At 40.6% G+C, this 25090-nt stretch carries 12 protein-coding genes and 2 pseudogenes; 6 read left to right on the top strand and 8 right to left on the bottom strand.

Annotated features, from left to right (window positions below):
• Positions 1 to 20: 20 nt before the first annotated feature.
• From INT03_RS01675 to wecB, 4 genes and pseudogenes are all read right to left on the bottom strand, one after another.
• On the bottom strand, positions 21 to 1016 hold the full coding sequence (locus INT03_RS01675; RefSeq protein WP_193007317.1) for a hypothetical protein: 996 nt from the start codon (positions 1014 to 1016) through the stop codon (positions 21 to 23).
• Between the two features lie 3 nt (positions 1017 to 1019).
• A complete protein-coding gene (locus INT03_RS01670) occupies positions 1020 to 3995 on the bottom strand; it encodes a hypothetical protein (protein ID WP_193007316.1) in 2976 nt (991 codons plus the stop codon).
• An 18-nt stretch (positions 3996 to 4013) separates the two neighbouring features.
• A pseudogene (gene wecC, locus INT03_RS01665) lies at positions 4014 to 5263 on the bottom strand (UDP-N-acetyl-D-mannosamine dehydrogenase).
• 35 nt (positions 5264 to 5298) lie between these two features.
• A complete protein-coding gene (gene wecB, locus INT03_RS01660) occupies positions 5299 to 6447 on the bottom strand; it encodes a non-hydrolyzing UDP-N-acetylglucosamine 2-epimerase (protein WP_193007315.1) in 1149 nt (382 codons plus the stop codon).
• Positions 6448 to 6779: 332 nt separating this feature from the next.
• On the opposite strand from wecB, the gene INT03_RS01655 reads away from it, so the two are divergent.
• Complete coding sequence (locus INT03_RS01655; RefSeq protein WP_226951662.1) at positions 6780 to 8366, top strand: exonuclease SbcCD subunit D C-terminal domain-containing protein; 1587 nt, start codon at positions 6780 to 6782, stop codon at positions 8364 to 8366.
• A 103-nt stretch (positions 8367 to 8469) separates the two neighbouring features.
• Positions 8470 to 12411: an AAA family ATPase gene (locus INT03_RS01650; RefSeq protein WP_193007314.1), complete on the top strand. Its 3942-nt coding sequence runs from the start codon at positions 8470 to 8472 to the stop codon at positions 12409 to 12411.
• Positions 12412 to 12532: 121 nt separating this feature from the next.
• Here the strand turns inward: INT03_RS01650 and INT03_RS01645 are convergent, their stop codons facing one another.
• The gene (locus INT03_RS01645; RefSeq protein ID WP_193007313.1) at positions 12533 to 17380 is read right to left on the bottom strand and encodes an NAD-glutamate dehydrogenase; all 4848 of its coding nucleotides are present in this window, start codon (positions 17378 to 17380) and stop codon (positions 12533 to 12535) included.
• 458 nt (positions 17381 to 17838) lie between these two features.
• Between INT03_RS01645 and purD the strand changes: the two genes are divergently transcribed.
• Both purD and INT03_RS01635 read left to right on the top strand, forming a co-directional pair.
• Positions 17839 to 19176 (top strand): phosphoribosylamine--glycine ligase, encoded by a 1338-nt coding sequence (gene purD, locus INT03_RS01640; protein ID WP_193007318.1) that lies wholly within the window; start codon positions 17839 to 17841, stop codon positions 19174 to 19176.
• 298 nt (positions 19177 to 19474) lie between these two features.
• Positions 19475 to 20869: an ABC1 kinase family protein gene (locus tag INT03_RS01635; RefSeq protein ID WP_193007312.1), complete on the top strand. Its 1395-nt coding sequence runs from the start codon at positions 19475 to 19477 to the stop codon at positions 20867 to 20869.
• Between the two features lie 155 nt (positions 20870 to 21024).
• On the opposite strand, the gene INT03_RS01630 is transcribed toward INT03_RS01635, so the two are convergent.
• Positions 21025 to 21702: an SAM-dependent methyltransferase gene (locus INT03_RS01630; protein WP_193007311.1), complete on the bottom strand. Its 678-nt coding sequence runs from the start codon at positions 21700 to 21702 to the stop codon at positions 21025 to 21027.
• A 209-nt stretch (positions 21703 to 21911) separates the two neighbouring features.
• Between INT03_RS01630 and INT03_RS01625 the strand changes: the two genes are divergently transcribed.
• The gene (locus INT03_RS01625) at positions 21912 to 22103 is read left to right on the top strand and encodes a DNA gyrase inhibitor YacG (protein WP_045453002.1); all 192 of its coding nucleotides are present in this window, start codon (positions 21912 to 21914) and stop codon (positions 22101 to 22103) included.
• A 47-nt stretch (positions 22104 to 22150) separates the two neighbouring features.
• A complete protein-coding gene (locus tag INT03_RS01620) occupies positions 22151 to 23332 on the top strand; it encodes an aspartate aminotransferase family protein (RefSeq protein WP_193007310.1) in 1182 nt (393 codons plus the stop codon).
• Between the two features lie 114 nt (positions 23333 to 23446).
• Here INT03_RS01620 and INT03_RS01615 read toward each other — a convergent pair whose 3' ends face one another.
• Positions 23447 to 24346: a LysR family transcriptional regulator gene (locus INT03_RS01615; protein WP_193007309.1), complete on the bottom strand. Its 900-nt coding sequence runs from the start codon at positions 24344 to 24346 to the stop codon at positions 23447 to 23449.
• A gap of 234 nt (positions 24347 to 24580) precedes the next feature.
• Positions 24581 to 25090, bottom strand: a pseudogene (locus INT03_RS01610) (DNA polymerase III subunit gamma/tau); the annotation flags it as partial.

Below are 25090 nucleotides of genomic sequence, written 5' to 3'. Positions count from 1 at the left end.
ACGAATATAACTCCTAGATTTTAAGTCTTTAGTAAATTATCAACGACTAAATCATCAAGGATATTAAATGCCAAATCATAGTTTTTCAATTTGTAGCAACACGTTGCTTTTATATATTTAGCTAAATTTTCGTCATATTTTTCTTCAATAATTTTCGAAATATACAAGGTTAATACCTTTGAATCTAGCATACACTTTAATACATTATGAGAAGCTTGAGGCAATGCTAAAATTTTAGCTGTAGGGTAGTATGGTAAAAACACCGTATTAATGAATTTTGTATCTATGCCAATGTTTGAGTCGTAGATTATATAAACTGGATTAGTTGTCAGTGGAATACTTTCAATATCCTTATGCTTAAAATCTAAATCCTTCCATAAATTATCAGCTATTAATGGATGTGCTGAATTTCTTGGTGATGCGGCAATAATAGTAGCATTTATAGACCCGCCATAATATAGGGCACAGTATCCTCCCAATGAAGAGCCATAACTAAAAATTCTTTTATCCTTTATAAATGGAGAAACACTATCACAGAATTGTGATAGCGACAGACTTTGATATTGAGTATTATTGTCTTGCGCAACAGAAATTAAATTCCACTTTCTTGAAATGATATATTGAAAACCAAAAGGAACTGTACTCTTGTTTGAATGGGCGCCATTAAATGTTATGAATGTTATATCTGATTTCTGATCATAGTATGTAATTTTAAAGTCCTTGTTCTCTGCAATCACATTACTTTTAAGAGGCCATATAGATTTTCTATTACGATCTAGAAAAAAAATTTCAGACTCTTCTACTAATACCTGCCCATTTGGCAGCTTGAAAAAGAATACTACGCTTAAAGCACCAGTTTCAGGGAAAGACTTAAACTTATGAATATTACTATCATCATAAAATTTTTTTTCAATAAACTTACCTTTATTTTTTAAGTAAAATGCTACTTCTCCATCATAATCTGTTTCGGCTACTATGTTAAAGTCGTTATTTATATAAATATTTTTTTTATACATATATTATTTATCCAAGACATCTTTACTAAGGTCATTAAAAACGGTTTTCCTACCATAGTGCTCTATGACAAAGCTCCTATTATATTCAAAAGAACTGGAAAAACCATTGGCATCATTTAATGTTACAAACTGATAAATATTTTCATGAGCTTCTGATACACTTTTCACTACCCACTGATCGGGATAAATTTCATCTGCTTCTTGCCAATTCCACACTACGGGCAGACATCCTGATAGTACACCATCAGCTACTGCATAATGGAACGATTCATTTTCTGAAGGTGATAAAATGACATCTACTTTTTCATACCAATCCCGTACATTAGCACCCCAACCCTCAAAATCGACATAGTCATTTAATTGAAAATTGTCTATCATTTTATAGGTATCGTAATAATAATCTAGCTCCTTTACTCTAGAAGGAGCATGCATAAATTCGAGATCTTCAGGTCTATGCCCTTTAACACTTAGCTTTGCATCAATACCAGATTTACGCAAAGCGTCTAAAAGTAATACAGCTCGATCCAGTCGTTTTGTCTGCGGAACAAACCCGAGCAACCCTAACACGACACTATTATTACTTTTCTTTCTTTTGCTAAAGTAAAACTCATCATCCATAACAAAGTTAGGAATGAATTTAGTCTGCTTTTTCTGATAACCAAACAAATTAATAGCTTGTTCACGTATGTTTTCTGAAACAAATATAATCTCTTCTATATTGTTAGTGTTAATTTGCCTACCAAATTTTTGAGCTCTTTCTCTAATTTCTTGTGCATGCATTCTAATATAAACTGGCTTATTATCTTGGTTATTTTTTGAGTACCAGACTGCATTTGCTAAGCCCCATTCACAAAATATTTTATCTGCCCACTTATAGCCTTCAACTAACTGCTTCTCATCTTTGTGTCCACCCCATTCCCAGATCTCTTTCTTTACAGGCACCTGATTAGACTTCAAATAGGAAATATAGGCATCAACAAACTTAAAGTCATGACTTGCGAATAGTACTTTGCTTTTGGATAAAGGCTCTGATGAAAAATGGCTATGGAAGTTTTCACTGATATTTTTTAATGAATGATTCTGCCAAATTTTTTCGGGAAATTTAGCATCAAGCTGCAATTCTCTTTTATTCAAGACATTTTTAAAATCATCATAGTCCTTAATGAAGAAGGGGTAATCTTCTCCTAGTGACTCAATGTTAATCGCACTTGGATAACATAGACATTTACCACCGATTGCGACAGATTCAACCAGTTTGGTAGATAGCTCTAATGTTGAATTTTCAAAGTCCGCTGGTCTAAAACACCAGATAAAGTCCATCTTAGAGAGCATTTCAAGGCTCTGCTCTCTATTGAAGTTATTGTAATACTTAACATCAAGCTTTTTAAACCAATTTTGTATGTCTTGACGGAATTCTTTCAAATTGGTAGATGATGATATTTTGTTAGCAGCCATATATAGCTCTACATCAACACCGTCATTCCTTAACTTCTCAACGAACTCAAATAATTCAAATACACCCCAGCCAGGAGTTATTTTTCCCGCATATCCGATTTTTAATACATTATTTTTAATTGAGAAACTATTATCGGCTTCTATTTTATTAGTTACAGAATCTGCTCTCTCAAAGAATTTGTCATTAATTGGCGGTGGTATATCAATATAATTAGGCCGATTATCTGTTAGCTCATTGATTTTATTTTTGATTAGCTGGGTTTGTGCAAGCATATAAACAGATCTAAGACTAATTAGTTTTAGCTTTTCAACCTTTTCTTCATTCAATACTAACTTGTTATTATTAACTGTATAAAAATCTGTAATATAACTTGCTAGTCGATTATAAAACTGCCTAGTTTCTGACAAACTATACGCTACCTCACAGCCTCTTACCACCACCACTCTTACATTAGGAGATATATCATCAATTCTTCTAAGTAGCTCAACACCTTTTTCAATGTCAAACACGCCATCAAACCCAATTTTTTCTGGTGTAATTAATTCAACATTATGGCTATTCTCAATATTTGAAATGACTTGAGTATGTCTGAGATTCTCTTTAATAATTATAGCTGTTTTACCTTTGGATGCCAAAATGCTCGCCATTGAGGAAAACCAAACGGAAGATCCATCGACCACATTTGCATTAATATCTGCATATAGCAGAAATTCAATGGCATCGGTATTAATTTTATCCAGATTAATATCTGGCCACCCTCTGGTAGATTTCTCTATGGGTTGATTGTATTCAACTCTTTCCAAAGCACAATTTTCTATCACTAAGCTGTCAATTTTAAACCCTTCAACAGTTGAGTAAAAAAACAATTCTGACTTCTTTATTGTTTCATCAATTTCTATGTAAAAATCCTGATAATAGATATCGCCTTTTTGGATGCCTCCACCCATATAACAAAATGCTTGTTTATTTATATCTGCTAATACTAAACCTTTATCTTTTCTCACTTTTTCTGGTAGCTTCCCAAAAAACAACATCAAAGTTTTTCTATTACTAAAAACTCTAGATTCCTTATGAGTAATTAAAAACCTATATTTACCATCAGCAAAACTATCTAACAAAAAATTATTACTTACGTTTTCAATAAAATTTATATTAACCCAAACTTCATTAACTTTCCCATTTTCAACTATTTTAGTTTTATCTAAGTTTTCTATATACTTCATAAACTTAATATTATCGATATTCTTATCTTCAATAATAGATATAAGACTATCAATACTATTAGTTTCTTCAATTAATTTTAGAGCTTTATTTACGATAATCTCGTATTTTTCAGATCCCTTTTTTATTTTTTCATTTCTAAGATAAAGCATTAAGAGTTTACTGATAGCATCTTTGCTATTTATCTCGCCACCTTTCATCTTACTCATTAACCTAAATATTCTGTATGATAAATACTGTGAGTTTTCTTCATTAATATTTGTGGCATCACTATAGAATTTATATTTATTAAAAATACTCATGATTTATAACTTCTCTTATTAACCGAATATACCAGCTACGTCTAATAACTCTGTTCCATTCATAGTCGATAATGTTTTGAATTCATTATGGGCGACCAAAATAACAAATACATTAGCATTATCCAAAGCTTCTAATAAAGACACCAACATGCCGGCGGCTAACTTTTCAGGAAGTTTCTTAATATTAGGCTCAACTAATAATATTTCTGCATTATCAGCATCAATCATTTTCTTAGCGATATTAACTGCTGGACTCTCACGCAAATCATCAATATTTGGTTTAAACGCTAACCCTAATAAGGCCACTGTTGGTTTTTCAATACCTTGTTCTTTTAACTTATCGATTTCAGCATTGATTTTATTTATCACCCAGTCAGGCTTACTATCATTGATTTCACGAGCAGCTCGAATGATTTTAGCTTCATCAGGATTTTGATTAACGATGAACCATGGATCAACAGCGATACAGTGACCACCGACGCCAGCGCCAGGTTGCAAGATATTGACACGTGGATGATGATTGGCCAGCTCAATCAGTTCCCAAACATTAATATCGAGCTTATCAGAGATGATAGACAGCTCATTAGCAAAAGCAATACTCACATCACGAGATGCATTTTCGGTTAGCTTTGCCATCTCAGCAGTACGAGAGTTGGTTTCTAATAGCTCCCCTTCTACAAAGATACGATAAACTTCTTTTGCCTTATTGGTCGATTCTTTAGTCATACCACCAATGATACGGTCGTTAGAAATGAGTTCTTCGACCACCTTGCCTGGTAACACACGCTCAGGACAATAAGCCACATATATATATCAGCTTCAGTATCAGGCTCGTGGTACTTAGGAAAAGTTAAGTCTGGACGAGAGGCTGCAAGCCACTCAACCATCTGTTCAGTAGCCCCTACTGGCGAGGTTGACTCCAAGATGACTACATCACCTTTTTCTAATAGCGGTGCTAATGCTTTACTGACCGCTTGAATATAAGATAAATCAGGGGTGTGGTCATCGCCCTTAAACGGTGTCGGTACGGCAATCAGATAAGCATCTGAGTGTACTGGCGTTAGGCTGGCTTTGAGTCTACCATTATCGACGGCTTGTTTAACAATTGCTTCCAAACCTGGCTCAACGATATGAATCTTGCCTTGGTTAATGGTGTCGACCGCATGCTGATTGACATCGACACCGACGACATTGGCACCATGATGTGCGAACATCGCAGCAGTTGGTAAGCCAATATACCCTAAACCAAACACACAAATATTATTCATCTTAATCCCGTCTATTTAATATTAATTTAGATTAACTATTCAGTTTTAGCAGTTTGCTCATATAAGAAATCAACGATAGTCTTAGCAATACGTTGTGAGGCTTTACCATCACCATAAGGATTATGGGCTTGGCTCATTTTTAAATAGATAGCTTCGCTTTCAATCAGATTGCTAACCTCAGCAACGATGGTAGGGCCATGAGTGCCTACTAGCTTAACGGTACCTGCCTCGACAGCTTCTTGTCGTTCAGTCGTTTCACGCATCACTAATACTGGAATACCAAGCGATGGTGCTTCCTCTTGAATACCGCCTGAATCCGTAAGGATAAGATGGCTGGTACTCATCAAATATACGAAAGGCAGGTAATCCTGTGGTGCAATAAGTTTGACATTATCAAGACCGCTTAGTAAGCGATTGACAGGCTCTTTAACATTAGGATTTAAATGAACAGGATAAACAAATTCATAGTCTGGATACTTTTGAGCTAGATCTTTAATTGCCTGGCAAATTGACTCAAAGCCTTCTCCAAAATTTTCACGACGGTGACCAGTAATAAGTACCCGACGTTTATTGAAGTCTAATTCTGAAAATTGCTGCTGTAAGTCCAATCTTAGTGATGCATTATTTTCCAACTTATCCTTAACATCTAACAAGGCATCCACAACGGTGTTTCCAGTAACATAGATGTATTCTGGGTTGTTATGTTCATCATACAGATTTTGTGCCGCAGCTTTGGTCGGTGAGAAGTGCAACTTGGTAATGACACTAGTCAGTTGTCTATTAGCCTCTTCTGGCCAAGGTGAGTAGAGACTATAGGTACGCAGACCAGACTCAACGTGTCCGATCGGTATTTGTTGGTAAAATGCTGCTTGTGCACCGCATAGTGTGGTCGATGTATCGCCGTGTACCAATACCAAGTCAGGCTTGCATTCTTGCAAAATAGGCTCAAGCGCCATTAGCATTCTAGAGCTAGCTTGAGTGAGGCTTTGATTGCTTTTCATGATATCTAAATCATAGTCGGGAACTATCTCAAATAGAGTCAGCACCTTATCTAGCATTTCACGATGTTGGGCAGTTACACAAACGATGGATTGAATATCAGGGTTGGCTTCTAAAGCCTTGACAACAGGCGCCATTTTGATCGCTTCTGGCCGAGTGCCAAAAATACTAAGGACTTTTTTCATAGCAATACTTTTTTAGTTTTGGGAGGGTAAGAACGTCATATAAGACTTTAAAAGGCTTTAAGATATAGAATTTTTCACTATCAACACAGTTAAATAACCAGCAATATACTAGAGATAAAGTAAACGTTTATCAACCATTAGATACCACTCATCAGAACCAGATAATTAAATTTCTTTTAGAAACAATGAGGTACGACGTATAGGTTTTGTACTCAGTGTTAAATAAATTGTAACTTTGGTCAGAATGCTATATCTATCTTTAGATAGCCATCTCCAATATAGAAAATTTTGCTAGAATGAATCCTTTATATTAAATATCCTTAAGCTCAACTATGCCCACATTTGCCGATACCAATTTTATGCCTATTAAACCATTAACGATCCTCCATACCTCTGACTGGCATTTGGGGCGCAGGCTTTATGGACGCATGCGTTATGATGAATTTGAAGCATTTTTAGGTTGGTTGCAAGATGCCATTAGCTTGCAGAAAGTGGATATATTAATCGTTGCTGGTGATATCTTTGACACCATGACCCCAAGCAATAGAGCTCAAGCGCTATATTATGAATTTTTAGGAAAAGTTTCAAAATCATGCTGTCAACATATCGTTATCGTCGCAGGTAACCACGATTCCCCGACATTTTTAGATGCACCAAGCAAGGTACTGAAGTTTCTCAATGTCCATGTTATTGGTACGGCTTGTGAAGACTTGAATGATGAAGTTTTGGTATTAGATGATACAGATGGTAATCCACATTGTATTATTGCGGCTGTTCCCTATTTGCGTGACCGTGATGTCCGTAGCAGTAGTGCTGGCGAGTCAGCTCAAACCAAAGACGCCAATGTCATCAAGGGCATTCGTGCCCATTATGATGAAGTAGCTAGCATTGCCAAAGCCAAACAGACTCAATTAATCGAATTACACCAGCATCGCATTCCTATCATTGCTACAGGGCATCTATTTGCGGCTGGCGGTACTACCACCGATGATGATGGTGTTCGCGAGCTTTATGTCGGCTCACTCGGCAAAATCTCTGCTGACATGTTCGATGAAAGTTTTGACTATGTCGCACTTGGGCATTTGCACGTGCCGCAGCGTGTTGGTGGGCGTGAAACCATTCGTTATTCAGGCTCGCCTATCGCGATGGGTTTTGGCGAGGCTAAGCAACAAAAGCAAGTATTGCTGGTACAGTTTGGTGAAATAGAAAATGATGTTAGCAATCAAGAATTGGCATCAAATAGTACAGCTGAAAGTATTATGCCGCAGCTTGCCAATACGGTTACCACTATTGAAAAATCAGTAGAAAAAACTGCTAAAAAAGCAGCCAGTCAAGCGACTGAATTTATGGATGACTTGTTTGGCTTTGACAAGCCATCAGAAAATGATGAAGTGGCAAAAACTGCTGCTATAGAAAACACCTCTGATCAGCAAGATCAAAATCAAAACAACCCATCAATGCCTAACAATCTCGATACTCCCAACAAAATACTGCACCGAGATGACTCTAATCAGATGCAAGTAGTATCACTACCTATTCCAAAGTTTCAACAACTGGCGCAAGTTTCAGGTGACTTAGCTACTATTTCAGAAACTATTAGATCTATCGATCCAACTGAATCTATTTGGCTAGAGGTTGTTTATACTGGAAATGAAATTGTGAGTAGACTAAAAGAACAAGTTAATGAGATGGTAGAAAATTTAGCACTTGAAGTACTGATAACAAAAAATGCTAGCTCCTATAATAAAGTACTAAATCAACAACAAATTTCCGAGACGCTACAAGATTTAAATGAGGAAGAAGTATTCGAGCGTTGCTTGATCGCTCATGATATTCCTGATGAGCAAAAATCATCTTTACGTGACGCCTATGATCAAATCGTTTATAACTTACGTCATGAAGACACTCAGGCTGAATAGTATTATTTAATCATAAACGCTTTTGATCGAAGCTAACTAGAATAAAGGCTTCATTTCTCATTATTGCCTTTTTTATTACTACCTATAAAAATAAGACCTGCGCATGCGACTGATTGAACTACGACTTAAAAACTTGAATTCCTTAAAAGGCGAATGGCACATTGATTTTAGTGATCCTGCTTTTCTTAATGAAGGCATCTTTGCCATTACTGGGCAAACGGGTGCTGGCAAGACGACCATATTGGATGCGATTTGCTTAGCACTCTATAGCCAGACGCCAAGACTGGGCGATATCACTGGTTCAACGAACGAGATAATGACCCAAGGTACGGGCGAATGCTCTGCAGAAGTCATTATAGAGATTGATTCCAAGCGTTATCAATGCTACTGGTACCAACATCGCGCTCACAAAAAAGCCAAGGGCAATTTATTGCCGATTAAGCATGAGATTAGTGAGGTGAAGACCGGCAAGATTTTAGAAGAGAAAAAGTCCAAAACTTCCGCCTATATTCAAGACCTCATAGGCATGGATTTTAATCAATTTACTCGTTCCATCATGCTCGCACAGGGCAGTTTTGCCGCATTTTTAAAGTCTGACATCGGTGATAGAGCCGCGATTCTAGAGAAAATAACGGGTACTGCTATTTATGCCAAGATATCGTTAAACGTTCATGAAAAGAAACGCTTTGAGGAAGACATACTTGGCAAGCTACAGGTAGGCGTGAATAGCTTATCGTTATTAAGTATTGAAGACGAAAAGCTACTGAAAGCTGATTTAGAGAGCTTTAATCAGCAGCAAAACACACAGCGCCAAACCTTTAAAATCCTAAGTGAACAGCTACAGTGGCTGGATAGCGTTCAGCAGCTACAGCAAAATCTCTCAACCTATCAGACCGATTTTACAGCGGCGCAGCAGGCACAGCAAACCTTCATTCCAGAAGCGCAGCGCTTAGCAGTGGCTAATAAAGCCTTAGAGATTGACAGCCAATTTCGAGAGCTTAGCTATAGCCGAGACACGGTCAAGAGATTGAATCTCGATCAGCAAGATTTGCTTAATAAGATTCCAGCTCAGCAAGAAGTACTGGCACAAGCTTCAACCCATTTAGGGAATATCAATACCATTGCAAAGCAAGCCACGGACAACCTCCAGACCACCTTGCCTGTCATTGCAAAGACGCGTGCATTGGATGCTGATATAAAGCAGCAATCTTATTCTTTACTCAATGATAATCAACGTAAAGACGCATTAGTCAATAATACGCAAAGATTACGCCAAGAAATAGCCAGCCATGGACAAATAGAGCAGAAGACTAAGGCTCAGCTTAGCAGTATAGAAAAGTACTTCCACGATTACCAAGAGCTAAATGATCTTGATAAAGATATGGAGAACTTTGATAACAGCTGTCGCCAATTAATGGCGCTGTTGGAAGATAATGCCAACCTAACGGCGGACAAACTTGCCTATAGCAATCAAGCTCGCCAGCTACAAGCTGATTTTGATAAATTATCTAAGCAGCAAGACGCTAATACGTTATTAATAACACAACAGCGTGAGCAACTTGCCAACGTACAACAGCAACAAGCAATACTCATTCAAAACCAGCCCATTGCTAATATGCGTAGCGAGCAAGAGCAAATCGATCAAATCAGCACTGAGATTGCGCAAGCCAATATTAAGCTAGAACAGCTGTCTGAGCGTACCAATCAAATCCAACACATCAATGCAACGTTACCCAAACTGAATCAAGAGCTTAAGACTCTAGAAGGTTTGATTGCTAGTCATCAGTCCGATATTCAAGACGCTAAGATCAAAAAACAAGATAGGCAAGAGCATCTACATCTACTACAAAAGGTCGCTAAGCTTGAAGATTATATAGTAGAGCTAGAGGATGGGTCGCCCTGCCCGCTTTGCGGCGCACATGAGCATCCTTATGGTAAACATCATCCACTATTAGACAATAGTAACTCCAAAGGCAATGCCGAGCAAAACCAGTCGTCTACAATAAAACAGACTAAGGCGCAATTAACTCAGCAGCACATAGCTGAACTGGAGACCGCTATTGATAATCTTGAGCAGACTTTATCTAAACATCATATCGACCATGCCACCAAAAAAGAAGCCATCAATAATCAACAGCAGCAGTTAGCGACCTTGCAGCAGCAATCTAAAATCTTAAACGCTGATATTCAGTCTAACCTTTCCTCGCTATTTAACACTGAAAATAGTTATTCGGAATCGACTGTGGCAATTATCAATCCACTTGCGCAGATTAAGAACGATACTGATATTAATATTGATCACGGCTTGTCCTTATTAGACACGATCAAACATAAACTGACTGAGCATAAACAGTCTCTTAAAACGATAATAGTCAAATATGACAATCTAACTGAAAGTGCTGCCACGCTCAGTACTGCCATCGAAGCCGATGAAAAGCAGCAACAGCTACTTAGTCGCGACATTAATAATCTAACCACTGATATCAAGCTAAATGCTCAAAAAATTGAAAGTGTCGAAGATAAGATTGCCACTAATTTTTCTGAGCTAATACCCATGATGACCAATATTTCATCTTTGGTGAGTAAGTACCCAACGGATAAATACGAGAATCATTTAACTATAGCGCTCAAAGCGACTGACGTTCAAGGCGTACTGAAGCTACTCATTGAAAGTATTCATAAGCAAGCAGTATTAGCAAGCGCAGATTATGATGAGCATATTGACCAATTGCGGGCACAACGTAATGCTTTGAAGCAGTTAAAGCAATATCACCATGAGCAAAGTAGCCGCCAACAGCAACTCACAAATACTCTGAGCAGCCTGACTGCGAATATTGAGAGTAAGCAAGCACAGCTCGCCAATGATGAGACAGCACTCAAAGAATTAGAGAAATTAATTGATAACAAAACAGATGATATCGAACAATTAAAGAAAGCCAGAAAAGAGCTATTCGTAGATAAAGATACAGACCATGAAGAAAACCAGTTACGTAGCACTGCTGATGAGGCTAGAGCCAAACAAATCATGGCGCAAAGACAGCTAGATTCTGTACAGCAATCTTTAGAGCAATTAAAAATAAGAGAGCAACAGCTAGCCACAGAGCGACAGTCGGCGACTACTACCGTAAATACACAGGACAGCATTTTTACTAACTTACTCGCAGAGTCAAAGTTCATCGATGAAGCGGATTTTTTGAGTGCGCGTCTGCCTAAAGAAGAGCGTGAAGCATTACATGTACGTAAATTGACGATTGATAGTTCCCTACAACAGGCTAAGTTGCAGTTAAATAATACCCAGCAAGCGTTAGAGCAAAAACTTGCCACACCTATGACAGATGAAGGCCGAGAAACACTTGCTGGCAAGCATCATCAAATACAGACGGATATCGATGAGTTAAGTCAAAAAATTGGTGCGATTGACCAAAAGCTCAAGGATAACGACAGCCAAAAAGGGCAACAAGCTGCACAGCTGATTGCAATCGATGAACAAAAACAAAAACTACAAGTTTGGCAACAGCTACATACGTTAATTGGTTCTGCTGATGGCAAAAAATATCGTACCTTTGCTCAAGGCTTAACCTTTGAAGTGATGATTAGCCATGCCAATACGCAACTGCAAAAAATGAGTGACCGCTATTTGCTCATTCATGATGACAGCAATCCGCTTGAGCTTAATGTGATTGATAACTATCAAGGCGGTGATATTCGCAGTACTAAGAATCTATCAGGCGGCGAAGGATTCATTATCAGCTTGGCGCTCGCACTTGGGTTATCGCAGATGGCGAGTCACAACATTCGCGTGGATTCACTATTTTTGGATGAAGGGTTTGGTACGCTTGATGAGGAGTCACTTGATATTGCGCTCGACACTTTAACGAGCTTACAACAAGAAGGTAAGCTTATTGGCATTATCTCTCACGTACAGGCGTTAAAAGATCGCATCTTGACTCAAATCAAGGTTGAAAAAATCTCCGGTGGTTTTAGCCAAATCAGTGGTCAAGGATGTCGCCGAGTGGTCAATATTACTAATGAAAAAGCCTCGTAAGTTAAAGCGGTCATCAAGAGTCGAACTTTCACCCTTAGCCAGACAATAAAAAACCACCGTTAATTAATAACGGTGGTTTTTTTTGAAAAGACGTTTATCTTGTTTTTCACTCAATGAATAGTTACTTAGTCACTAAACCGCTTAGCTCACTCATTAGTACTGAGAGCGTAGACAGACTGATTTTACTGTCTGCATCATTAGCATAAAGCTGATCTAACTTGCTCATCTCTGTGGTGACTGACTCCAAATGATCTAAGTGACGTGAACGCCATTCACCAAATGCTTGCTTCGCATCTGGTTTAGATAATATGGCATCCATCAGTAGACGTAGACTACGTGACAGCTCATTCATCAACGCATGGCGCGCGCGGCGATCCCAGTAGTCTTGCTGCGGTAAAGTGGCGATATTGTCCATCATCCAATCTAACTGCAAGACGTGATAGGCATCAAAGTACAACGTTGCAATCTCATCAACAGGACGCTCATATTGCTCAGCGAGTAGTGCGGCATCAAGCGCATCGACATGATACGGCAGCATCGCAAACAATGCGGCATCACTATTAGACAAATCATTTTGCATCAGGCTAGTTGTGTCTTCTTGTAAGTATTCTGCAAATTGTTGCTCAATAAAGCCACCTGATTTGGTTAATTTCTCAACACTATCGCTAAAGCGACTGATCATGTCAGCGACTTGCAAGTCTTGACCAAAGGCATTGATAAACCAAACCACACCATGCTCAAGCGCGTCACGTAGACGTAGTTCAAGATTTAGCAGTAATTTGGCATCGACTTGATTGTCCAGCGCTTCAAGCGTTTTCCAAGCTTTTGATACATTGAAGACATCACGGCTAATCGCATAACCACGCACGATGGTTGCCAGCGATTGGTCTGTTTCCTCATAAAGGCGGAACAGTGCTTCAATGCCCAAACGATTGACCACGCTATTGGTCAAATACGTGCTGATAATTTCGCGATGTAAGCGGTGTTCAGTCATCTCATCAAAGAACCGCGTAGCCAGCTCATCAGGGAAGTACTTGCGCAGCTCATTGATAAAGTACGCATCATCTGGCAAGTCTGATGATAATAAGTTGTCATATACCCACATTTTGCCATAAGCCATGACAACTGCCAGCTCAGGGTTGGTCAAGCCAGTATCTGATTTTTGACGTTTGGCAATTTCTTCATCTGATGGCAGATATTCAATCGCACGATCAAGACGTCCTTCACCTTCTAACATCTGAATAAAGCGCTGATGATCACTTAAGTTAGCCGCTGCACGAATGTGGCTAAGCTCAATGGCTTGTGGTTGCAGATAGTTTTGGCGCAATACCAGCTCTGCCACATTATCGGTCATACTCTCAAGCAATTCATTACGCTGCTTTAAGGTCATATCGCCTTGCTCGACTACTTTGCCAAGTAAGATTTTGATATTAACTTCATGATCTGAGCAATTTACGCCGCCTGAGTTATCGATAGCGTCGGTATAAATGCGACCACCCGTTTGTGCATATTCGATACGCCCTTGCTGGGTAAAGCCTAAGTTACCACCTTCACCAACGATAGCCGTACGTAGCTCATTGCCGTTGACCCGTACTGCGTCATTGGCACGGTCGCCAACGTCAGCATGACTCTCATTCACGCTTTTCACATAAGTACCAATACCACCATTCCAAATAAGATCAACAGGCGATTTTAACAGCGCACTGATTAACTCATTAGGTGCAAGGCTGTCTGCAGCGATATCAAAACGCTGTTTCATCTCGGCACTGAGCGTGATGCTCTTATCTTGGCGGGAGAATACCCCACCTCCTTGGCTGATGAGCGATTTTTCATAGTCATCCCACGTCGAACGTGGCATATCAAATAAGCGGGCACGTTCAGCGTATGAAGTGGCAGCATCCGGATTAGGATCGATAAAGATATGTAGATGGTTAAATGCGGCAACCAGCTGGGTATGGGTTGAGAGCAGCATCCCATTGCCGAATACGTCACCACTCATATCACCAATACCAACCACGGTAAAGTTATCATGGTTCTGAATGTCCATGCCGCGCATACGGAAGTGGCGTTTGACCGACTCCCAACCACCGCGTGCGGTGATACCCATGGCTTTGTGATCGTAACCAACCGAGCCGCCTGAAGCAAAGGCATCGTCGAGCCAAAAATCATATTCAGTAGACAATGCATTAGCAATATCCGAGAAGCTAGCGGTTCCTTTATCAGCTGCGACCACTAAGTATGGATCATCTTCATCATGGCGCACGGTGTTGGCTGGCGGGACAATTTTTCCATCGACGATATTATCAGTCACATCGAGCATACCGCGTAGGAATGCTTGATAACAAGCAATGCCTTCGGCTTGGAATTCGTCACGACCATCTGCCATGGTTTTGGTTTTGACGATAAAGCCGCCTTTTGAACCAACCGGGACGATCACAGCGTTTTTGACCATCTGTGCTTTGACTAAACCGAGTACTTCGGTACGGAAATCTTCCATACGATCTGACCAACGCAGACCACCTCGGGCAACTTTACCACCACGCAAATGCACCGCTTCAACACGTGGCGAATACACGAATATCTCAAACATCGGTTTTGGTTTTGGCAGATTAGGAATATCTGCTGCCAAAAATTTAAATGATAAGCGATCTTTACGCTGACCATTGCTATCGGTTTGATAGAAGTTGGTGCGTACCATTGCATTAATTAAATCTAAGTACCAACGTAAGATACGGTCTTCATCTAGGCTATCCACATCTGTCAACGCAGCAGTGATCTGCTGTTGAATCTGCGCGGTTTTTTCTGTGCGCTCATCTGCACTGTACTTAGGATTCATACGGGCATCAAACAGGCAGCCTAGCGCCACGCTAATATCGCTGTTTTTTACCACAGTTTGCTGAATATACGTACTAGAGAATGGGGCTTTTGCTTGCATCATATAGCGTGATAAGGCTCGTAGCACCACCACATCATAAGTATCTAGATTGGTCGTCAATACCAACTCGTTAAATGAATCACTCTCAACATGTCCTGCCCAAATCTGTTTGAGACTGTCTTCAAACTGACCACGCACCACTTGCATGTTAACAGTATCAACGTGTTCTAACGTTAGCTCATACTCTTGCATCCAAATGGGCTGCTCAGGCAGATCAAACTCATAGGTTTGTGCTGAAATGACAGACACACCAAAGTTTTCAAGGATTGGCAGGACTTTGGATAAGATTACAGGCTGTTCACGACCATAAAGCTTCAGGTGGAGTTGGTTGCTAGCATCGCCCGTTGACTGGTATAAATGCCAAATCATCGGCTGCTCTGCTGTCAATACAGCCAAACGTTTGGTGTCTTCAACCGCAGTACGGGCATCAAAACGCTCTTGATAAGCGGCAGGGATATAATTCAAAAAGCGACGGTTTAAAGCATTGGCTTGCTGCTCACCCACATTATCCAATAGCATTTTTTGATAGCTGTCGCTCCATGATTGCATTAACGCAGCCAACTTGGCTTCAAGTTCAGCAGTGTTAACATCTTTTACCTGACCTGGCACCGTACGCACGTGGACATGAACACGAGCGTGAGCAGATTCATTAAATTCGGTGGTAAAACCTGATGATGTGCCACCGTAGGCTTCTTTTAGGACATTTTGTACTTTGATACGTAGCTCAGTGTTGAACTTGTCACGCGGGATATAGACCAAGCAGGAGACAAAACGCTGATAATGATCAATACGACTGAATAGGCGTAGACTCTTCTTGTCTTGTAACTGGCTAATACCAGAAACGATAGGATATAGCTCTTCTACGCTGGCTTGAAAGAGGTCGTCACGCGGTAACGTGTTAATCACATGCATCATTTTATGGTGCGCATGACCGTCACGTGGCAATTCCGCCATGGCCATAATCTTGTTGGCTTTTTCACGTAATAGCGGGATTTGTTGCACAGTCAGTTGATACGCTTGTGAGGTCAATAGACCAATAAATCGATATTCACCAACCAGCTTACCATTGTCATCAAATTTATGAATACCTAAAAAGTCCATATATACTGGACGATGCACAGGCGATACACGGCTTGATTTGGACAACATCAATACTCGCGGTTCAGTCAATAGTTGCTTTAATACTTTTGGTAATTGGCTAAAACTTTCTGAGAGTTTGTCTTCTTCAGCGCCGCGTAATAGACCAAGACCGCTATTACCAATGGCGAACAAATCTAAATCAGCAGGTTCAGAATTCACTTCGACAGCCTGCCCGCCTTCTAAACGGTATTCACGGTAACCCAAGAATATAAAATGATCGTCTAATATCCAATCTAAAAACGCTTGTATCTCTTGCTGCGAGTAAAAGACTTCTGGTAATGGTTTCTTTGATAGCTCAGCTTTGATATCCGTCAGCTGTGCACGCATCTGCTTCCAATCACCAACGACTGTATCTAGCGTATCAATTTTTGCCAATAACATTTGCTGTAGCGCAGCCAGATCCTCATCATTTTGATAAGCAATTTCACAATGAATCAAAGACAGATGAGAGGTAGCGCTTTCATGTGCACCTTCAATATGGGTAATATGACCATTATCATCACGCTCAACACTGACAATGATGTTATAAGTACGATGAACATCGATACCTTCAGCCTCAAGACTCATCAAAATCGTATCGACTAAAAACGGTCTGTCATAGGCAACAATTTGAATAACCGTATGTGAGCTGTGAAAATGCTGCTCTTCTGCTTTGGGGTTCAGCACCTTCAGTTGTGGCTTGCTACCATCATAGGCTTGGAGCAACGTAAAATGATGTAGTGCCATGCCCGCTAGGTCAGCATTACTGATGGTCTCAGCTGCTTCTGCGTGCAATGGCTGATAATAGCTATGAATAAAATGATCAAATAATGATTTGTCTTTTTGTACATAACTGGTAGCAATATCGCTTATCTGGCTGATGCGCTCTTTTGCGATACTGAGGGAGTTTGGCATGTCCTTCATCCTTTTTTATAGATTTGATTTATCATTTATTTAAGTTTATTAATTCGTACTAACTAATGGCACCGCATAAATATATGGAACATTATTGGTGCTGCGGAGCAGTATATCCATTTACGCAATTTATTCTGTTTTTTTCTTGATATTTTAAGTTTCTCTCCTTTTTTCACCCTTATTTTTAGGAATATGTCGCAATCGGGATTTAATACCATTAATTTAGTGAAGTGTAACGTACATAGCGCACCAGCTAAAGCGTACAACATCATTTCATGAATCAGCAACATGTCGATAACATTTACTCATGAGACAGGTTTTTCCGTTTATTGATGATTAATTGCTGGCAAGTGGATACTCATGGCAATCGGTACGACTTTTTTGTTAGAATATGCCAGTATATTTGAGAGTGTGTGGCTAACTCATAATTAACTTTAATGCTAAGGGCAAGACGTATGATGAATATTTTGGTGATTGGTTCAGGTGGTCGCGAACACGCGCTAGCATGGCAATGTGCAAAAGACGATAAGGTCAATAATGTCTACGTCGCGCCTGGTAATGCTGGTACAGCGCTTGAACCTAAATGCCAAAACGTTGTCCTAGTATCGACAGTATCTACTGACGAGAATGCTAGTGAGCATAGTGCAATCATCGATTTTTGCCAAAACAATGCCATTGATATGGTCATTGTTGGACCAGAAGCGCCTTTGGTCACTGGTATTATTGATGCTTGCCGCGATGCTGGGATTCAAGCGTGGGGACCAACAGCATACTGTGCGCAATTAGAAGGTTCCAAAACCTTTGCCAAAGAATTCATGGAACAAAACAATATCCCTACCGCAGCCTATAAAGGCTTCACCGAAGCGGTAGCTGCCAAAGCTTATATCGATGAACAAGGTGCACCCATCGTTATCAAAGCTGATGGCCTTGCCGCTGGTAAAGGGGTCATCGTTGCAGAAACTATCGAACAGGCATATGAGGCCATCGATGACATGCTTGCGGACAATAAGTTTGGTGATGCAGGCAGCCGAGTGGTGATTGAGCAGTTTTTGCAAGGTGAAGAAGCCAGCTTTATCTGCATGATTGATGGTAAAAATATCTTGCCAATGGCAACGAGCCAAGACCATAAACGGGCTTTTGAAGGCGATACAGGTCCGAACACAGGCGGTATGGGAGCATACTCTCCTGCGCCAGTGGTCACTCAAGATGTCCATGAAAAAGTCATGGCTCAAGTCATTCAGCCAGTGGTTGAAGCAATGAATAATGCTGGTCACCCTTATACGGGATTTTTATATGCAGGTCTTATGATTGATGAAGCAGGTGACCCTTATGTGATCGAATTTAACTGCCGTTTTGGTGATCCAGAAACTCAGCCTATCTTAATGCGTTTACAATCATCAATGGTAGATTTGGTGGCACAAGGTCTAGCAGGACAGTTGCCTAGTGATGCTCAATGGGACAGCCGCCCTGCCCTCGGTATCGTCATTGCTTCAAAAGGCTATCCTGAAACATCATCAAAAGGTGATGTGATTGCTGGCTTGCCAGAACTAGATGATAATAATGACAACGCTGTCAAAGTCTTCCATGCTGGCACTGCTTTTTCTGACAGCGATGCCATAGACCGTGAAAAAGAAGTAGTGACGAATGGCGGACGTGTATTATGCGTGACTGCTCTTGCAGATAGTATTTCAGATGCTCAGCAAGCCGCACTTGCGGTAACAGGTGCGATTAGTTTTGATGGTGCACAGTATCGCCGTGATATTGGTCATCACGCCATTGCTCGTGAAAACAGTTAAAAATCAATATTACTCAGGCGAGAGCTATTCGCAGTTTTAGTCTGATACAGCAAATTACTCTTAGCTTTTATAATTCGACCTAGTATCATGCTAGGTCTTATTTTTTGATATTATTTTTTACGAAGTTATAATCTGCAAATATATACTGCGGCTTACAAAGTAACTGCTATTGGCAAGCTTAGGCTCATCAACCAAATGTGCTTTATATGATACAATTTTGTACCCGTACATCGCATCTCCCTTGTATTGTAGGTTTTGAACCCACAAATCAATACCAACTGGATGAATGATTATATTTATGGCAAATGATACGTCTAAACCTTCTAGCACCAAGCAATCCATCGATAACTTAAAAACCTCAGGGTTTGATAGACGAATGTCGATTGCTAAAACTTCCTTAAATATTGGTCGCCGCTGGGCGGGTAATAGTGTGTCTGGCATTTTCTTAAATAAAGAAGCTCGCATAGCACGCAACCAAGTATTTATGGAAGCCCAAGCAAACTACCTCGCAGAAGAGCTAGGTAAGCTAAAAGGTTCGGTCGTCAAAATTGGTCAAATGCTAGCGATTTATGGCGAACATATTTTACCACCAGAAATCACCCGTGCTTTGCAAACGCTCAATGATGATACCGCTACGTTATCATGGCCAACCATGCAACAAACCCTACAGCAATTATTGGGTGAAAAACTACATGAATTAGATGTTGATACGGTTCCTATAGGCACTGCGTCTCTCGCCCAAGTTCATCGCGCCACCGTGATTGCAACTGGCGAGCAAGTTGTATTAAAAATTCAGTATCCGGGTGTTGCTGATGCGATCAACTCAGATCTTGCTTTATTTAAGCAACTATTAAGAGTGAGTAATATCGTTCCGCAGACCCGTTCGCTCGATGCTTGGTTCGAAGAAATACGTGACCTACTCCATCATGAGGTGGACTATGAAGCTGAAGCCGCGACGACAGAACGATTTTATGACCTTTTGAGTAATGATCCGCGTTACATAGTTCCCAAGATTAATCGCACTTATTCCAAAAAACGCCTACTCTGTATGTCTTATGAGCCAGGTATTACCGTAGTTTCTGAGGCATTACAATTAATATCTCATGAGCGTCGTAACGCTATTGGTCAGGCAGCCATCGAAATCATGATGCAAGAGATTTTTGTGTGGGGTGAAATGCAGACAGACCCCAACTTTGGTAATTATCTGGTTCGTGTCAGTGAAAATGAAGGCGATATCGATAAATTAGTATTATTAGATTTTGGTGCTATTCGTCAATTTGATAACAACCTTTTGACCATTGCGCATGGCTTACTAAAAGCGGGTTACCGCCATGACCATCAGGCGATGATGCTTGCGATGACGGGTTATGACTTCTTTGATAGTATGAGTGATAAAGTACGCTCTGATATGGCGTCACTATTTTTATTGGCAACCGAACCGTTTAGTGATCCAGCGACCAATCCTGATATTCCTACCGATTGTCTAGATAAGGACGACCGTTATATTTGGGCGAACAGCAAACTCCACTCTCGTCTCTCAACACAAGCCACAAAAGCGATGCAGTCTTTTGAGTTTAACTTGCCACCAAAAGAATTTATGTTTATTAGTCGAAAATTTATTGGTGCTTATACCTTTTTGACGGTGCTTGGCGCTTATACTGATTCGGATACTTTAGTAAAACCTTATTTGTAGTTTTGATTGAAGAAAATTTTCTCTAATAGTAAGTAATTTTTGAACCGCCCTTTTGTGGCGGTTTTATTTTTTAGTATTTTATCTACTTAGGCTATTTTATATATTATAAATTAGCACTTATTATCGGCAAGATTTATTTCGATTTATTACTTAGGTTATTTAACCTGATTCACAGTATCAGCCTGCCACTCATCAAACCTAGTTTTATAACCCTCCGGCTTACGCATATTAAGCTCCCAGCATACCTCTCCACGGGCTAAATATTTTATTTCAAAATGCGTGCGCTGACTGTCATCAGCGACTTGATAGCGCTTATTAGGCAACGACCATATCTCCGTTGCTTGCTGCTCTGCATTATTGATATAGGCTTCGATGTTGGTTACTAGTACCACCTCTCCACCTACTTGCAAGCGTGACAATAGAAACTCGAAGAAAGGCATGTTTAGCCATTGCTGGTTGGGATTATGCTGTTCAGGATTGGGGTACAGTATGAAGATTTTACTGACACTATTGGGTTTAATGGCATGTACAATCCATGCGATCGCATCAGCATGAATGGCGGTTAAATTCGGTGAATCTTGTAGCACTGCCAGTTTGGCAAAAGCGTCAAACTTATTACGCGTACGTTCGATCGCAATCAGATGCTTATCGATATTTTTTGCGGCGAAACCAAGCGCATGCTTACCCTTCCCTGCACCAATTTCTAATATTAAAGGGACAGTACTTTCATTGTCATGAATGATATTTGGCATAATAAAATCACGTGGTGCTGAAAGCTTTTCTGGTTGAAATGCTCGCTGTTGCTGATGTGTAAGCTCAATATTATCGGTCATCTACTATCCTTAAAGTATTTGTCTTTTGCCATTATTCGGGCGCATGCTATTATATAGCCAATCCACTTCAATAGTAATATAGCGACAGCGAGTAACGCGCTATCGTAGTCTATCAAGCGTATACGAGGTGAAAATAGATGCAATTACCGACTGCCGCTCGCTAATGACGTTCATCATACAAATAAATCGAGGATACTCCCACCCTTATCATGACTGAATCTACCCCCCACACCTCCCCTAAAACCTATCCTTGCCCACGTTGTGGTACCAAAACAGCATGGCAAGACAATAAATACAAGCCGTTTTGTAGCAGTCAATGCAAACTTATCGACTTAGGTGCATGGGCAAATGAAGACTATACCTTACCTGCAGAAACCACGCCTTTTTCTGACGAGCTATAATCAACACCTTCTCTTTTAACTAATTTATCATCTTAAGGATGTTTTATATGTCTGCTACTTATCTGATGCCCACTTATAACCGTCAGCCAATCAGCTTTACACGCGGTTCAGGCAGCTGGCTATACACCAAAGATGACACGCCTTATTTAGATGCGCTGACTGGTATTGCCGTATGCGGTTTAGGGCATTGCCACCCGCAAGTGACTGACGCCATTCAGCAGCAAGCAGCGACTTTAGTACATACCAGTAATTTATTCGGTATCGACTGGCAAGAGCGTGCGGGTGAAGTACTATGTACAGCCGCCCAAATGGACAGTGTGTTCTTTGCCAATAGTGGTGCTGAAGCTAACGAGGCGGCGCTTAAATTGGCGCGTCTATATGCCTATCAGCAAAGTTTTAAACGCCCAAAAGTCATCGTTATGGAGCAGTCATTCCACGGTCGTACCTTACTATCATTGTCAGCCACCGCCAACCCAAAAGCCCGTGAAGGGTTTTACACATTAGATAATGACTTTATCCGTGTACCCTTTGGCGATATTGCCGCGATTAAGCAAGCCGCGCAAGATCATGATGAAATTTGCGCCATCTTTGTAGAGCCTATTCAAGGTGAAGGGGGTTTAAATACTGCTGCCAACGGATTTACGTATCTTGAAGAACTACAAGCAGAGTGTGAAGCCCACAACTGGCTATTTATGCTGGATGAAGTGCAAACAGGTAATGGCCGTACGGGTAAATACTTCGCTTATCAACATAGTAATGCGCGTCCTGATGTATTGACGACGGCTAAGGGCTTGGGTAACGGTTTTCCAGTAGGCGCATGTATGGTACGTGGCCGCGCTAATGGCCTGTTTGGTGCTGGTAGTCATGGCTCTACTTATGGTGGTACGCCGCTAGCCAGTCGTGTAGTACATAGCGTATATGACGTATTGGCTAACAGTGATATCATGACCAATGCCGTGACCGAAGGGCTGTTTATTCGAGAGACGCTGGTCGATACACTAGGACAATATGGCGTCAGCAGTCGTGGTGCAGGTATGATGATTGGTATCGCTTTGCCTGAAGACATGGACTGTAGTCAGTTGGTTGATCGTGCGCGTGATGAACAAAAGCTAATCATCAATGTCACTGGTGGGCATGTTGTGCGCTTGCTACCGCCGCTTAATATGAGCCGCGATGAGAGCACACAAGTGGCTGAGCGTTTGATTGACTTGCTAAAACCATCATTTTAAATGATTGGTCACACTAAACGCTAACACTAAAAAAGCCTATAGATAATATGTCTATAGGCTTTTTGCTTTTGGAAGCTTTAAACTACTCTCTACGGTGCGTTATTCAAACGTCACCTAATTGGCATGAAAGTACTTTTTTAACACCTCTAAACAGCGAGTGATTTTGGCTGGCTGTTGATCACGATTTAGGGTGACGGCATATAGTACAAAACTTGGTAATTGATAACCGGTCAACACTTCGACCAAATCACCATTTTCAAGCTCTTTTTTGATGTCCATTTCCATCATTCTAACCAAACCATGACCTTCTTTTGCCAAGGTGGTCGCCATAAAGACATTATTGGTATAAATGCGTGAATTCATTTTCGTGCGCGTCTTCTTACCCGTTTCTGTCTGAATGAGATCAATTTGATTGGCATCTTTCATGATTTCAATACAAATCAGCTGATGGTCAGCCAAATCTTTAGGCGTCTGCAGTTTGGTATGTTGGCGTAGGTACTGCGGTGAAGCAACCAACATTTGGCGCACATCGGTCAATGGATGACTGCTGAGGCTCGAATCATTAATCGATGGACTCATACGAATCGCAATATCGATCCGCTCATCAATCATGTCAATATAGTGGTTGTCTGCCATATAGGTAATGCTAAGATCATCATGTGCCGCCATCCACGTAGAAAGTGCTGGCAAAATATGATTAACGCCAAGCTCCGGTGTTGTCGCCACTCGTAAGCTGCCTGCCAACTCATCACGCAACTGATTGACCTTAATCCGCCCTTGCTCAGCAGCACTTACCACATCCTTTGCGGCTTCATAAAAGCTCTCGCCAGCTTCTGTTAAGCTCAGCTTACGAGTTGATCGGTGTAATAGCACGACGCCCAGCTCATTTTCTAATGAGCGGATTTGCTGACTGACGGCACTGGTTGTAATGCCAAGCTCACGAGCAGAGCCACTAAAAGAGCCATGTCCAACCACACTGGCGAACACAGCCATACCGCGTAAATTATCCAACATATTCTCACCTAAACTTCATTTCAGTTTTTAATATAACTTAACCATTATAACGAATCTTAATTTATCTTATCGTTGTTAAATATTTCTCTCTTGTTTAAAAAAGCCCATTTACTCTGCAATAAAAACAAAAATATCAAGGCGATAGTACAACATCGCCTTGATATTTTATATGAAAGTTGTCTTTAATAACTATATAGACTTTTAAATAATTTTAACAACAGTTTTTCTGACTGTTTAATACAACTGAACCTTACCCATTTTTCCTTCACCGCGTTCATTCAAATACTGCATCACAGGCGTAGCAAGCAGTCTTGCTTCTGCAACCGTTTTGGCTTGCACCAAGCGCTTTTGTTGGCGACGCTCAGGCGTCTTATCCTCTGCTTGCATGACGCTGCCATCGATTTGCAAGTCAATTTCTGCTTGGGTGAACTGCTGTTGCAGTTTAGCCGCTAATTGCTGAAAAGTAGTTTGTAAATGCCGACTATCTACACTGGTTATAAACATTGCCTTGCCATCGCATAAGCCCGTCATCATGCCTTGACGCGCAAGTGCCAATTCGTCTTGAGCCAATATCTCCGCTTCACGAGCCGTTTGTAGCCAATAATCCCATTTCTCTGGTGTCCACTCACCTAGCAGTTCTTGCGGTGAGCAACGCAGCAAAGTACGAGGATCATCAAGTTGCGTTGTTAACTGAGAATTATTTGCATCAGGCTCAACAACTGGTTCAGGCTCAACAACTGGTTC

The sequence above is a fragment of the Psychrobacter sp. PG1 genome (assembly GCF_014897815.1).
GTDB lineage: Bacteria > Pseudomonadota > Gammaproteobacteria > Pseudomonadales > Moraxellaceae > Psychrobacter.
This window is presented reverse-complemented; position numbering and strand designations above follow the sequence as displayed.